At 22.5% G+C, this 13,740-nt stretch carries 19 protein-coding genes; all 19 read left to right on the top strand.

The genetic code is table 11. The annotated features are described in order from the left end of the window. Positions 1 to 507: 507 nt before the first annotated feature. The 19 genes from infC (at position 508) to CWO85_RS00775 (ending at position 13,661) form a co-directional block, all read left to right on the top strand. Positions 508 to 1,077: a translation initiation factor IF-3 gene (gene infC, locus CWO85_RS00705; RefSeq protein ID WP_161554966.1), complete on the top strand. Its 570-nt coding sequence runs from the start codon at positions 508 to 510 to the stop codon at positions 1,075 to 1,077. 55 nt (positions 1,078 to 1,132) lie between these two features. Continuing rightward, entirely contained in the window at positions 1,133 to 1,321 is a 189-nt protein-coding gene (gene rpmI / locus CWO85_RS00710; RefSeq protein WP_121463793.1) for a 50S ribosomal protein L35, read from the top strand. 35 nt (positions 1,322 to 1,356) lie between these two features. Beyond that, positions 1,357 to 2,370 (top strand): 50S ribosomal protein L20, encoded by a 1,014-nt coding sequence (gene rplT / locus CWO85_RS00715; protein ID WP_121463794.1) that lies wholly within the window; start codon positions 1,357 to 1,359, stop codon positions 2,368 to 2,370. Positions 2,371 to 2,397: 27 nt separating this feature from the next. Beyond that, complete coding sequence (locus tag CWO85_RS00720) at positions 2,398 to 3,018, top strand: hypothetical protein (RefSeq protein ID WP_121463795.1); 621 nt, start codon at positions 2,398 to 2,400, stop codon at positions 3,016 to 3,018. A gap of 33 nt (positions 3,019 to 3,051) precedes the next feature. Beyond that, positions 3,052 to 4,113, top strand: coding sequence for a M42 family metallopeptidase (locus tag CWO85_RS00725; protein WP_121463796.1), 1,062 nt, complete (start codon positions 3,052 to 3,054; stop codon positions 4,111 to 4,113). Positions 4,114 to 4,210: 97 nt separating this feature from the next. Further along, the gene (gene rpmH / locus CWO85_RS00730; RefSeq protein ID WP_121463797.1) at positions 4,211 to 4,345 is read left to right on the top strand and encodes a 50S ribosomal protein L34; all 135 of its coding nucleotides are present in this window, start codon (positions 4,211 to 4,213) and stop codon (positions 4,343 to 4,345) included. A 278-nt stretch (positions 4,346 to 4,623) separates the two neighbouring features. Continuing rightward, on the top strand, positions 4,624 to 4,959 hold the full coding sequence (gene rnpA / locus CWO85_RS00735; RefSeq protein WP_121463798.1) for a ribonuclease P protein component: 336 nt from the start codon (positions 4,624 to 4,626) through the stop codon (positions 4,957 to 4,959). 21 nt (positions 4,960 to 4,980) lie between these two features. Continuing rightward, positions 4,981 to 6,597: a YidC/Oxa1 family membrane protein insertase gene (locus CWO85_RS00740; protein ID WP_121463799.1), complete on the top strand. Its 1,617-nt coding sequence runs from the start codon at positions 4,981 to 4,983 to the stop codon at positions 6,595 to 6,597. Positions 6,598 to 6,794: 197 nt separating this feature from the next. Further along, on the top strand, positions 6,795 to 8,174 hold the full coding sequence (locus CWO85_RS00745; RefSeq protein ID WP_121463800.1) for a 2-hydroxycarboxylate transporter family protein: 1,380 nt from the start codon (positions 6,795 to 6,797) through the stop codon (positions 8,172 to 8,174). A gap of 869 nt (positions 8,175 to 9,043) precedes the next feature. Then, positions 9,044 to 9,394 (top strand): hypothetical protein, encoded by a 351-nt coding sequence (locus CWO85_RS00750; protein ID WP_121463801.1) that lies wholly within the window; start codon positions 9,044 to 9,046, stop codon positions 9,392 to 9,394. Between the two features lie 167 nt (positions 9,395 to 9,561). Then, positions 9,562 to 10,023, top strand: a complete 462-nt coding sequence (locus tag CWO85_RS00755; protein ID WP_121463802.1) for a hypothetical protein — start codon at positions 9,562 to 9,564, stop codon at positions 10,021 to 10,023. A 78-nt stretch (positions 10,024 to 10,101) separates the two neighbouring features. After that, positions 10,102 to 10,260 (top strand): hypothetical protein, encoded by a 159-nt coding sequence (locus CWO85_RS03595; protein WP_161554967.1) that lies wholly within the window; start codon positions 10,102 to 10,104, stop codon positions 10,258 to 10,260. Positions 10,261 to 10,279: 19 nt separating this feature from the next. Continuing rightward, the gene (locus tag CWO85_RS03600) at positions 10,280 to 10,441 is read left to right on the top strand and encodes a hypothetical protein (protein ID WP_161554968.1); all 162 of its coding nucleotides are present in this window, start codon (positions 10,280 to 10,282) and stop codon (positions 10,439 to 10,441) included. 248 nt (positions 10,442 to 10,689) lie between these two features. Continuing rightward, on the top strand, positions 10,690 to 11,694 hold the full coding sequence (locus tag CWO85_RS00760) for an ATP-binding protein (RefSeq protein WP_121463803.1): 1,005 nt from the start codon (positions 10,690 to 10,692) through the stop codon (positions 11,692 to 11,694). 75 nt (positions 11,695 to 11,769) lie between these two features. After that, entirely contained in the window at positions 11,770 to 11,907 is a 138-nt protein-coding gene (locus tag CWO85_RS03605; RefSeq protein ID WP_161554969.1) for a hypothetical protein, read from the top strand. A gap of 616 nt (positions 11,908 to 12,523) precedes the next feature. Further along, positions 12,524 to 12,817: a hypothetical protein gene (locus CWO85_RS00765; protein ID WP_121463804.1), complete on the top strand. Its 294-nt coding sequence runs from the start codon at positions 12,524 to 12,526 to the stop codon at positions 12,815 to 12,817. A gap of 68 nt (positions 12,818 to 12,885) precedes the next feature. Then, positions 12,886 to 13,257, top strand: a complete 372-nt coding sequence (locus CWO85_RS00770) for a hypothetical protein (protein WP_121463805.1) — start codon at positions 12,886 to 12,888, stop codon at positions 13,255 to 13,257. A gap of 88 nt (positions 13,258 to 13,345) precedes the next feature. Then, positions 13,346 to 13,480 carry a hypothetical protein gene (locus CWO85_RS03805; RefSeq protein WP_268876788.1) on the top strand — a complete coding sequence of 45 codons (135 nt, stop codon included), beginning with the start codon at positions 13,346 to 13,348 and terminating at the stop codon, positions 13,478 to 13,480. Further along, on the top strand, positions 13,464 to 13,661 hold the full coding sequence (locus tag CWO85_RS00775; RefSeq protein WP_236628333.1) for a hypothetical protein: 198 nt from the start codon (positions 13,464 to 13,466) through the stop codon (positions 13,659 to 13,661). The genes CWO85_RS03805 and CWO85_RS00775 overlap by 17 nt, the downstream gene beginning before the upstream one ends. Positions 13,662 to 13,740: the final 79 nt, after the last annotated feature.

The following is a 13,740-nucleotide window of genomic DNA, read 5'->3' on the forward strand; positions in this document are numbered from 1 at the left end:
TAGGTTTTATTCATATTTTAAAATATATTAAATTTTTTTGGGTATTTTGTTATTTTTGTTTGCATATATATAGTGAAGAAGAATATTTTACTTTATTATATAATCTATTATATTTTATTTTTAGTTTACAAAATTCAAAAAAATATATTTTTTGATGCGATGAATAAGATATATTAAAATTATTTTTTATTATTTGTATTTTATTTTTTTTAATTATTCGGATGCAGTTCGGTAGGTTAAATTAATATAAAATGTAAAAAATAATTTTTTAATGTATAATAATTTATGTATTAGAAAAAATAAAATTTCGAAAATGTGAAAAGAAGAGTTACTTTCCTCTGCCTGATATATCAAATTTTAATTTGTTTTTAGGCCATCAAGCACATGATAATATAATTATAAAAAGATATATTTTTAATAAAAATTTATCTTGATATTTATTATGATTATATTTGATAGTAAGAGAGTACTTTTGATAAGTATTTTTTTTTTATAAAATTTATTTTTTTGAAAAAGGAGTTATTTAATATTAAATACAACAAAACTAATAAAAAAGATATAAAACTTAATGTTTTGTATAACGAAAGAATACCGCAAGGAGAATATTTCGTAATTGATGAAAACGGTGATACATTAGGTGTTTTAGAAAAAGATAAAATATTTAAAATATCTGAAGAAAAAGATATAGATGTAGTAATGATTAATCCCAATTCTGATCCTAAAGTTGTTCGTTTGATGGATTATTCACAATTTCGTTATAAGCATCAAAAAAAATTAAAAGAAATCAAAAAAAAACAATCTATAGTAGATGTAAAAGAGATTCGTATGAGTCCAACTATTGATGATAATGATTTGAATATTAAAATTAAAAAAGCTTATAATTTTTTAAAACAAGGTGATAAAGTTAAGATTATTATGCGTTTTAAAGGAAGAATGATAACACAAAGTAATTTTTTAGGTAAAGGTATTTTTGATAAAATTATATCTAATTTAAAAGATGTAGGCAGTTGCGATATAGTTCCGAAAATGGTTTCTAATCAAATGTTTACTTTTTTATCACCTAAAAAAGTTAAATAAAAAAATATTGATTATAATATTTCTTATAGAATAAGAAGGGCATCAAACAGTGATTATGATAAAGAAAAAAAATCACAAAGGTTTAAAAAAAAGAATTAAAATTACTGGTACTGGTAAATTTTTAAGAAGATATGCTTATAAAAATCATTTAGCTGGTTCAAAAACAACAAAACAAAATAGACAATTAAGAGGTATTACGAAAGTAGATATTTCTGATGTAAGAAGAATTAAATATCTTATTTAATTTTCTAAATTAAATTAAAAAAGGCAAATATAAAGATGGTTAAAGTAAATTTCGTTACAACAAGACATAAAAGACGTAAAAAAGTATTAAAATTAGCAAAAGGTTATTTTGGTTCCAAAAGTGTTCTTTATAAAACAGCTAACGAACAAGTTATGCGTTCTTTACAATATGCTTATAGAGACAGAAGACAAAAAAAGAGAAATTTCAGAAAATTATGGATTACAAGAATCAGCGCGGGCTGTTTAAATAATGATATTCGTTATTCTCAATTTATGCATGGGCTTTTATTATCTAAAGTAGAAGTTAATCGTAAAATGTTAGCTGATATGGTTCATAATGAACCTCAAATGTTTTCGAATTATGTTGATTTATCCAAAAAAGCTTTAGAAAATAAAAAAAATATTCAAAAACTAGAATTACAAAAACAAGAAGAAAAAAATAAACAAGAAGAATTAAAAAAACTAGAATTACAAAAACAAGAAGAAAAAAATAAACAAGAAGAATTAAAAAAACTAGAATTACAAAAACAAGAAGAAAAAAATAAACAAGAAGAATTAAAAAAACTAGAATTACAAAAACAAGAAGAAAAAAATAAACAAGAAGAATTAAAAAAACTAGAATTACAAAAACAAGAAGAAAAAAATAAACAAGAAGAATTAAAAAAACTAGAATTACAAAAACAAGAAGAAAAAAATAAACAAGAAGAATTAAAAAAACTAGAATTACAAAAACAAGAAGAAAAAAATAAACAAGAAGAATTAAAAAAACTAGAATTACAAAAACAAGAAGAAAAAAATAAACAAGAAGAATTAAAAAAACTAGAATTACAAAAACAAGAAGAAAAAAATAAACAAGAAGATCCGAAAGAAACTGAATCTGAAAATAAAAAAAATGTCGATCAAGAAAAACAGACAAAAGATATAGATTTGAATAGTAAATTATTACCCGAATTAAGAACATTAGCAAAAAAACACCAAATTACAAATGTTTCTAAATTAAAAAAAGCAGATTTAATTAATCTATTACAAGATATAATTAATAAAAAATAAAATTTGTAGGGAGTTTAAATATAAAGAATGATAAAAGAAGAAGTTACAAAAAAAGACATTTTTTCGACTTTAGCAAAAGGTTTATTTTTTTTAATAGTTGCTATTGCATTTTGGTTACATGATAAATTTACAATTACAATTAGTAGTTATGACATTAATATTTATAAGATTTTGTTAGGTTGTTTAATCATTTGTATAACTTATTTATTAGTTTTACCTAGTTTTAAAAAAAACACAGGTTTTGTTAAGTTTTTATTTTTAATTGAGGCTTTTATATTTGTTTTAGTTTCTTTAGGTCTTATATTTCATTTTCTTATAGATACAGAACAAAAATTTTTGAAAAATATTACGGAATTACATTTTATATTTTATTATATTTTTATAATTCATAGTATTATTAAATTATATATTGGTTTCAAATTAAGTGATAAAAAAGATATCTTTGCTTCTTTTAAATTTGTTATATATATAGCAACATTAAGTACAAGTTTTTTTCTTATGGGAAAAGAAGTTGATGTAACAGAATATATTATGATTATGTTATCTATTTTATTTTTATTATTTTTTGTATATTATTTATATTTAGCATCAAAAAAAATTAGTATTTTTAATAATAAAGAAAAAAGTATTATTGAAACAGAAGAATAATTTAAAATTTCAAAAAGGGAATTAAATTTTATAATGTCTGATTTATTAAAAAATTTAAAAGATTTAACTATGTTAAATGGTATATCTGGTCAAGAAAAAAAAATTAACAATTATATTAAAGAAAATATTCAAGGAATAGTTGACAAAATTGAACATGATAATTTAGGAACTTTAATCGCTTATAAAGGTATTCAAGGACCTAAAATTATGTTAGCTGGTCATGTAGATGAAATCGGTTTAATGGTGACTGATATCACCAAAGAAGGATTTGTTAAATTTCAACCTATAGGGGGTTGGTTAACTAGTGTTATGTTAGCTCAAAAATGGGATATTAACACTGATAAGGGGGTTGTAAAAGCAATTACTGGCGCAAGACCGCCTCATGTGTTATCTTATGCAGACAGATGTAAAAATCCTGATATGAAAAATTTATTTTTAGATCTTGGTGTTTATAATAAAGAAGAAGTAGAACGTTTAGGTGTTAAAATTGGAGATATGGTTACTCCTCGAGGTGATTTTGAGGTTTTAGCTAATGAAGATTTTATAGTCGCTAAAGCTCTTGATAATCGTGTAGGTGCTTTAGTAGTTATGAAAGTACTTGAAGCTTTAAAAAACAATCCTAATCAATGCGTAGGCGCTTTCACAGTTCAAGAAGAAGTAGGTTTAAGAGGAGCTCAAACAAGTACAAATAAAGTTAAACCTGTTATAGCTGTTGCCGTTGATACTGGCATTGCTGATGATGTTCCAGGTGATGTTAATGCTAGTGCACAAGTTTTAGGAAAAGGTCCGCAAATTAGTTGTTATGATGGTGGTTTAATTCCTCATAAAGCTTTAAGAGAATTAATTATTAAAACAGCTCGTGATAATAATATTCCTTTCCAAGAGCCTAAACCAACAGGTGGCGAAACTGATGGTTCAGCAATACACTTACGCAACGAAGGGGCCGCTACTATTGTTATTGGTGTTCCGACTCGTTATCTTCATTCTCATACTTCTGTTGTTAATAAAAAAGATATCGAAAGCACAGTTAAACTTTTAGTTTTATTAGTTCAACAATTAGACGATAAAAAAGTTCAAGAAATTTTATTTAATTAATAATAATTTCAATTAATAAAAATAGACTATAATTATTAAAAAGGATTTATTTTATTTTTATAGCTATTTTTAAACAAATCGAAGAGGTTTTATTTTTATGAAAAGAACATATCAACCTAGTAAAATAAAAAGAATTAGGACACATGGTTTCAGAACTAGAATGTCTACTCCTGAAGGACGTCGTGTGCTTTCTAATAGAAGAAGAAAAGGTCGTATTAGATTAACTGTTTAGTAATTCGAATATTTTAAAAGATTATATTCATTTTTTTAATTTTTTAAATTAATACAAAATTAATATTTTTAAAGAACGTAATAAGTTATAGTTTATTGTCTTTTTGAAATAGTCAATTTCTTGTTTTATATATTTTTATTAAAAGATTATAACTATAATGATACGTTTTTTATTTTTATTGATGAAAAATTTTTAAAAAATACATTTAAATTTAAATATTTTCTTTTTAAAATAAGTTTTGATAAAATTTAAGGAATTATATATATAAATTTTTAGATATGAAAAAAAAATTTATTTTAAAAAAAAAAAGCGAAATAGATTTGATTTTTAAATTTAAAAAAAATGTAAAAAATTATTTTTTTATATTATATTACATTAAAAATGAAAATTTAGAAAATTTTAAATTTGCTTTAAGTATTAACAAAAAATATGGGAAAGCATACGAAAGAAATTTAATAAAAAGACGTTTAAGAATGATTATCCATAATAATATATCTTTGATAGATAAGCATATGTCTTTTGTTCTTGTTATTAAATTTGCGGCCAAAGAGTTAAATTTTTATAATTTAGAAAAAAAATTTTTAATTTTATTAAAAAAGTCCTCTTTGAATTAATACAAAACAAGGTAGTTGATTGTGAATAATATTCCAAATAAAAAAATGAAATTATTTCAAAATTTTTTTATTGTTTTAATTTTATCTTTAATTTTGCTTTTTGTTATAAGAAGCTTCGGGCCTAAACAAATTGATTATAAAAAATTAAAAAATCAAGATATTCAAATTATTTTTAATAAAGATATATTTGAATCTATTAAAGATTACGAATTTGAAAAAAATATAAAAAGTAAAATCGATCTGGAGTTTGCTTTTGAAAAAAAATATATTAGTATATTTGTTTTTGGTTTCGATCCAAAATCTAAAAATATTATTTTAGAAAAATTAGAAAAAATCCCTTCAGATAGCGATCCATCAGCAAAAGAAATAATAGTAAAAATAGAACAACAAATCCAAGATAAAATAAAAGATGAAAATAATGTTTTTTATTTTGAAGAAAAATTATCATCTAAAGAAGAAACATCTCAAATTCAAGATTTTTTCACTATTAAAACAGGAACGAATCTGGAATATTTTAATAAAAAATATGAAGACTTAAGTAATTCAAAATTAAAAATTGGAAAATTAAATATTAAGCAATACAATGATCTCCAAATTATAAAATCCAAATTTTTAGGTATTTTCGACAAAGATAAAAAGTTTCTTACACAAAACAATGAATCTTATTATAATGAAATAATTAAAACAAAAATAAATAAAAATAATAAAAATGAAATAAATTATTTTAATTTAAAATATGACGAAACAGACAAAAACGAACAATATACAAAGATTCTTGTAGATGATAAAGGTACTTTACCTATTCAATGGCCTAATAAAATAGAATGGTACTTTTTTTTAGGTTGGGGTTATATTTGGAATGTTTTAGTTGTTTTTATTGGTTATTTTTTGCATTTGTTCTCGTTTATGTGTATCGGAGAAGGATGGTTTTTTGGAAATTTAGGATTAGGTATTGTTTTAACTACTTTATTAATAAGAACTTTATCATGGCCTATTTATACAAAATCTAGTACTTTTAGTATGAATATGAGTTTGGCTCAACCAGAAATTAATAAAATACAAGAAAAATACGCTTTAAAAAAAGATAGAGAATCTATGCAGAAAATGCAAATGGAAATTTTTAAAGCATATCAAAAACATAATTTTAGTATTTTTAGTATTTTTATATCTTTTTTGCAAATGCCTATTTTGATAGCAATGTTTCGAACTTTAAATCGTTTTCGTAATCCTGGTGGCATTTTCCCTGTTATTGAAAATAAATCTCCATTTTTAGGATGCATAAATTTAAACCAAGAAACCTCTAATACTAATGGGTTTATTTTTGCAAAAATTGTTTTATCTTTAATAGTTGGAATCAGTATGTATTTTTTAAATAAAATTAATTTAAAAAAACCTTCTTATTTAAAAACAAATACCAAAATTTTAAATAATGAACAAAAAAATAAACAAAAAAATCAAGAAATGACTATGAAAATAGTTAATTATGTTATGATTGTGTTTATGGTTATTAATGCTTTTAATGATTCAGCTTTATCTTTATATTGGATAACTGGAAATCTTTATACTATTTTCCAAATAACAATAAATCGTAAAAAGATGGAAAAAAAATATCATATATTAAAAAATAAAAGTTTTTGATAAAATTTTAATTTTTTAATAATAATTAATTTAATTTAAGAAAATTTCAAATATTTTGGAATTGAATATAAGAATAAAAATCAAATTGTTTTCAAAAATATTTTGAAATAAAACAGTTTGATTTTTATTTTTTTAGATATTTTTTATAATAAATTAAGTTTCAAAAATGAAAGGTTTTTATATATAATTATTTTATTATGCCGAATGTAAAGAAGAAAATAAAAATTTTTGGTTTATATCCTATTATATTTTTGATATTATTTTTTATTCTTATTTGTAATATTTATTATATTCAATCTTGTCCTGATCTAGAAAGAATAGATATAACTAAACAGTTATGGAATTCTTGTTTAACTTCTTTGTTTTTTATAATGATATTTGGAATTGGCTTGAATTTTATTGGTGACAAAATCCCTTTTTTTAATAAATTAGGTTTAGGTTTTTTACTTTGTATTTTGGTTCCTTCTTTTTTAGTATATAAAAAGATTATATGCAAGGATATACATGATCAATTAAAGTTTTTTATTTTTGAAAAAAAAGGAATTAATTTTGCTAAAATTTTTATTGTTTTCGTTGTGATAGGCAGTATTCTAAATATAGAACGTAATTTATTAAAAAGAGTGATTATAAAATTTATTCCTTTATCTTTGTTAACTGTTTTAGTTTCTTTTCTTATGACAGGGTTGTTAGGTTATCTATTAAACTATAAACCTGACAGTTCAATAACCAAATCTCGTGGGCCTTTTATAGATTCTATTTTTTTTATTTCTGTTCCTTTAACTAATGGAGGGACTAATTTAGGCATTAATAGTTTAGCAGAACCCTCTTATGAAAAATGTTTCGGTATAGGTAAAGAAAAACTTAAAAGTATTTTTTTAGCTCCTCTTATTTTAGCTAGATGTGTAAGTATTTTTTTAGCTGGCGTACTATATTTATTTTTTAATAAAACTAAATATAGTGGTCAAGGTCAGTTAGAAAAACAGAAAACAAATCATATAGTACATAATATTTCTAAAGATGTTTTAGATTATAAAAATATTGGATCTGGGTTATTAATTATTTTAGGGATGTATTCTTTATGTAATATGATTAATCAAATGTTATCTTTTAATAAAACATTTGGTTTAGATACTATGGTATATATTATTTTTTTATCTTTAATAATAAAAATTTTTAATTTGATTTCTGATGAATATCAAAAGTATATAGTGCAAATTGGAAAATTTATGAGCGTTAATTTTACAGCTCCTGCGTTAGTCGCTTTAGGTTTAGATACTGATTTTAATATTTTATTATTAGGTATAACCAATTATCGCATTATATGTATGGTTTTCGTTTCTTTGATGATTGCTATTACTGTTTCTTTTTATTTAGCTTTATTATTGAATTTTAATCCTTTAGAGTCTTCTTTAATATTGGGTATTTCTTCTCATAGTATCGGAAGCACTGGAAATCTCGGAGTTATGTCTATTAGTAATAGAATGTATTTATTACCTTTCGCAATGATAATTACTAGAATTACAGGAATTTTTGTTTTTATTTTTTCTTCTTTTTGTTTTATTAAAATTTATCAATAAAAATAAAAAGATATTTAAATAAATATAATTTTGAATTTAAAAAAATATTTTTTTGTTGTAGTTCAAAAAAATAAAAATTTTATTAATTTAAAAATTTAAAAAACTAACTTATTTATGTTTTTTAATTCTTAATGTATAATGAATTTAATTTTTATTTCTTTTTATTATTGTATTTTCTTAATATATTTTTTCTTCTTTATTTTCTTTTGGTTATTCATTCGTATCGTTATAGGTAAATTAAATAATTTTGATTTTTAAGAGTTTAACTTTTAAAGTTAAGCTCTATTTTTTTACCTAAATTAAGGATATTTTTTATATATGGCACTAAATAAAAAAAATTCGTTTAAAAGGGCGATTATATTTTAGAAGAAAAAAATTTATTAGAACAACATTTAGATCTTAAACAACATAACCCTATTAATTTTTGAAAAACGAACTTATGATTCTGAATGTTTTATTTTTTTGTTTTAAGCTTTTTTATTACTGAATTTTATTTTTAAAATTTATTTCAAATTCTAAAAATATTTAAAAAAATAAGATTTATTCGTGTCAAAAAATTATTCTCAAATTTTTAATTTTTTAATAATACATATAAATAAAAAACTAATTTTTGGTTTTTATAATAAAATAAATTATTAAACTAAAAATATAATTTTTTTTAAGTTTTTAATGAAACTTATTTTTTCATTTTTAATAAAATAAAGGAATTAAGTTAAAAAACTAATTTTTTCATTTGTTTCCCCCTAGCCCAAAATAAACGTAATAATCAAAATTACCACCTAAAATCAAACTCAAAAACTAAAATTTGAGTTTGATTTTTTTTATTGTCAAAACTCGGAAATAAAGGAGAAGAAAAATAAATTGTTAAAATGCAAACACAAAAATTTATATTAAAGGAATGTTTTAAATTATTAAAAACATTTTCAATTTTCAAAATGATATTACATAAACAAGCTAACAACAATTTTAATTTTGAAAATAATACATTTTATCTCAGTTATGATTCCATTTCTGAATGTTATGAACTCTTAGAAGAAATGAAAAAAACAAAAGAAAATTTGCCTTTTGAAATTAAATTCACAGAAAAATTAGAAAGTAAATATGATTATAGATTTAATATGAAAACAAAAAAATTATTATTAAATCAAAATTTGTTCTTAGATATTTACGAAAAATTACAAAAGAAACAAAAATTTTTATCATCTCTTAAAAAATGGTGATATATAAAAAAAGAGTTTTAAAAATAATAGATTATAAATGAACTAGTCATTTTTTATTATTTAAAAAAAAGGAGTTAATAAGTAAATGACTAAAAAAATAATATATAAAGCCGACGGCAAAACAAAGGAGTTAATAAATAAAAAAAATATAGAAAAGAGATTTTAGCATGCTAAATCCATTATCAATTCATAACATTTTAGGAAGTATTATAGGCGTTTTAGTTTTTGCAATTATTTCCCGATTAATAATTTTAATGAAAAATAAAAAAGAAAAAACAAGTTTAAGCGCTTTTCAAGATAACAAAAAGAAAATTAAAAATCACAATTCAGAGATAATTAAAAAAAAAGAAGAAATTCAAATATTAATTAAAAATATTACTTCATTAAATGAAGCCAATAAAGACATCAAAACAAAAATTCTGGAAGAGTTCAACAACAGAGATAACCAAGATATAAAAGAAATCGTAACTAAATATGCAAAAATTACGAATACATCAAAACCTCAAGAAAACAAAGGTAATATAGAATCAAAAGACAATATAGCAAAAGCACAGATTGAAAGCAAAAAAGATTTAACCAATAAAGGCTCTTTAATAGAAAAAATACAAGAAGCACAAAAAAAAGCTTGATACATATTTTAAATATAATAATGAATCCAATAAAGCTAAATATTATTTAGTTTTATTGGATATCGAATGAGGCATTTTATGAAAAACAATAACCAAAAACAAAAAAAATATTTTTATGTAGATTTTGAAGTGACGACAGGCCAATATTTAACATTAAGAATTCCAAAAGACGGGGACGGGAATCAAAATGGGTCGAACAACGATCGAGCAAACAAAAAAACGAATATTAAAAAATAAGATAAATATTACGGCGGATATGTTATTAAAATTGGAATCGTTTATTAAGCAATTAACACCCAACGAGGAAAATGGCGAAATTATAAGAACAGCCACAAAAACCTTATTAGCTATGCAAAAGACGAATATGGCAAAAATTCAAACATCTCATACAATAACAAACAAACGAACTAATTATTAATTCTTTAAAGAAATAAAAATTGGTTATATATTTTAAACCCTCTTAAAGATAGTTAAAAGAGGAAGCAAATCATAATTAAATAATTAAGCCAAGTGAATAATTATTTAATTATTTTTAGGGGTTAATGGTTTTTAGTTAACAATTTAGCTATTAATTCAAACTTCCTCTTATCTTCTTCCATATATGGTTTGCTTTTTGTTTTAACTATCTTTAAAGGGTTAATTTAAAAAAGGATAATAAATTAATTTATGAATAATTACCAAACATTAAAATGTAAAACTGGTGAAGATAATAAACTAGAAACATTAAAATTTAAAATTGGCCAAGATAAAAAACTAGAAAAAATAACTGTTAATAATAAAGAAACCACTGACGCATTAACCAAAAATATCAATCGATACCCACAAGTTGACACGAACGATTTATTTAATAAAATGAAAACAATTGTCAATGAAGACCCAGAAATTAAAGCGTTAAATATCAATATTCCAGATTTTGAAATAATGAAAGTTTATAACTATTTATCAAATAGAAACAAAATTATAGATGGTTGTTATAAACAAATTTTACAAACCAAGCCTTTTATTTCTATTGTTTATAAACAATTTGAAGGAGTTTGGGAAAAACAAGAATTCATAAACTACATTCAAAAAATATATCAATTATTTACACAAAATAATATTTTTTGTTCTCATTTCAGTTTTAATGGTTTTCAATCAAAAATCAAAGACCATGAAAGAGCTGTTACAGAAGCTAAAAATTATTTAATCCATAAAACTAGTAATGCTGATAATCAAAAAAGGCATAAAGGTTTTTATATTCTCGGCGATACACAAACCGGCAAAACTCTATTTTTAAAAAGTTTTACTGATGAATGTTTAAGAAAACAAATATCATGTTTAATGTTAAACATGCAAGACGTCGTAAGACAATTTAAAAATACAGGAGATTCCGAATTATTAAGAATATACGAAAAGAAAATAGAAACATTGAAAACAATCGACGTTTTATTGTTGGATGATTTCGGTTTTCAAATGTCCCCCCTGTTTCGTGATGATGTTTTAATGCTTGTTTTAAATTATCGTTTAGAAAATAATTTATTAACAGGTTTTGCTAGTTCAATGAATTTAGGAGAAATTGCAGAGTTTTTATTTAGTTTTAAAGATTCTGGTAATTTTCCAGCTAAGATTAACAAAATAACAAAACAAATACAAGCGTTAACGCATTCATATTATTTCGGCCCCAAGAAGTAATATTTAAATAAATCTTCTAAGGAGGATAACAAATGAAAACAAAAACAACAAAACAAAAAAAAGGAATTATTAAATATGAGTCAATTAGTATTTAGCGTTAATTTAGGAGTAACTGGTGGCATCGGAGGGCGTTCATGGGAAAATCTCAAATTAGATTATTATATTAAGGAGTTATTCTTTATGTTGTGCCAAAAATCCCAACCTCTACCATAAACATTAATAACTACCTTAAAAACTGTGTTTGATGATTTTAATACGAAGGGACGTAATATGAGTGATTGGTGGAAACCTATTCCTTTTAAATATAATTTGCCCTCGATAACTGCTGTTTTTATTTCAATCCTCTTACACATGAGTTTAGAAAATACATCACGGACACTGTCTATGAATGTTATCGAGAAATGATACACCTTAATAGCACAAGAAAAACGTTCTATTTTGAAGAGGCTAACAGCTTAAATAATTAAAATATATTAATACATGGACCTAGGCACGTCCATTCAAAAACTGTTATAAGAGAGGGATTTAAACTGAAAAACTTTTTAACTAATTTTTTAATATCAGCGCCCATTATGAATCACTTAATGGAGTATATTTCGTTTGTTTTTAGCTTAACAATAACTATTATTTTGTTAGTTATGGGAATGATAGTGGTTTTTTTCAGTTTTGTTATTTGTTTGTATATTATAGGTTTTTTTATAATAGCATCACTCAAATTAACAAAAAAAATATTTCAACATGTTAAAAACATAACCAAAAAACATAAGAATAAGTAAGAAGAACCGTCAGAGGTTAAAATTTTAAAATAAAAAAATAAGGAGGCTTACTAATGGCTACATCGCTTAAAAATATTAAATTTATAACAGTATTTCATGTTTTTCTGTATACAATTATTGTCGTTTTTCTTTTCACTTATACAAAAAACGAAATTCTTACAAAAAAGAATTACCCTTGGACAACAGAAACGCAATTACACAAAAATAATACAGTTGCATATTTAAACATTCAACGTAATATCGCTGATGCAAACTTAAAAATTGCTACTACTGATGCAGATAAAGCAGCTATTCAAAAATCAATAGACGTCATCACTAAACAAATAGACACTCTAATTGACAAATAAAAACATCTAAATAGATGTTTTTATTTACATGTTTTTTTAAAAAAGAAAAGAATAGGAGGAAGTAATGAATGTTAACAGAAGTTATTATTAAATCAAGAAGAAATAGAATGACTTTAATAAAAAAATTTTTACAAGAAAATTGCGATTATGACGGCCAAGTTATTTTATATAAACCAAGTTATAATCATAGACCAGATGGTAATTTAAGATGGACTATCAAAGATGCACCTAAAAACGTTTATGCAGTATATATAACAACTGGCGAACGTATAGGGAACGATGATATGTATACATTGGATCAATTAAAAAATGATAGTAAAGATACAGAAGGTTTTGTTTTTATATCTAAACCGACGTCTCATAAATCATCTTCAAATAAAAAAATAAAAAAACCGAGAAAAAAAGCAAAACCAAAGAAAAAAACTTTTGGTTTCTTTTAAGCAAAATAAAAAAAATAAGAAGATGTAAAAAAATAAATTATTCATTTGTTTTTTTAATTTTCTTATTTTTTTTAGAAAAGGAAAATATATGAATACTTTTAATATTATTTTAGGACCTAACGCAACTCCAAAAGATGTAGAAACTTATTTATTCAACAAATTTGGCATAACTAAAAAAGTTGTTTTAGGTTGTTATAACAGCTCTTATGCCGATTTTAGATAATGACGGATTATATAATAAAAAAAGCGATTTAGAAGAAGAATTAGAAACTAAAACAGAAAACGTGAATGAATTAAAACACCAATTAAAACAAAAAAATCCAAGTTATGCTCGCGCTCAACAACGCATTCAAGCTAGACGAGTTGGTAAAATCCCTGAAATGGTTATGATTCCAAATAATTAAAATTTATTTTTTTAAAACATTTAAAAAATAAAGTTGTATAATAGTGATAAGCGATATATTTTTATCACTATTATCAGGA

It is taken from the genome of Candidatus Phytoplasma ziziphi, assembly GCF_003640545.1.
Lineage (GTDB): Bacteria > Bacillota_I > Bacilli_A > Acholeplasmatales > Acholeplasmataceae > Phytoplasma > Phytoplasma ziziphi.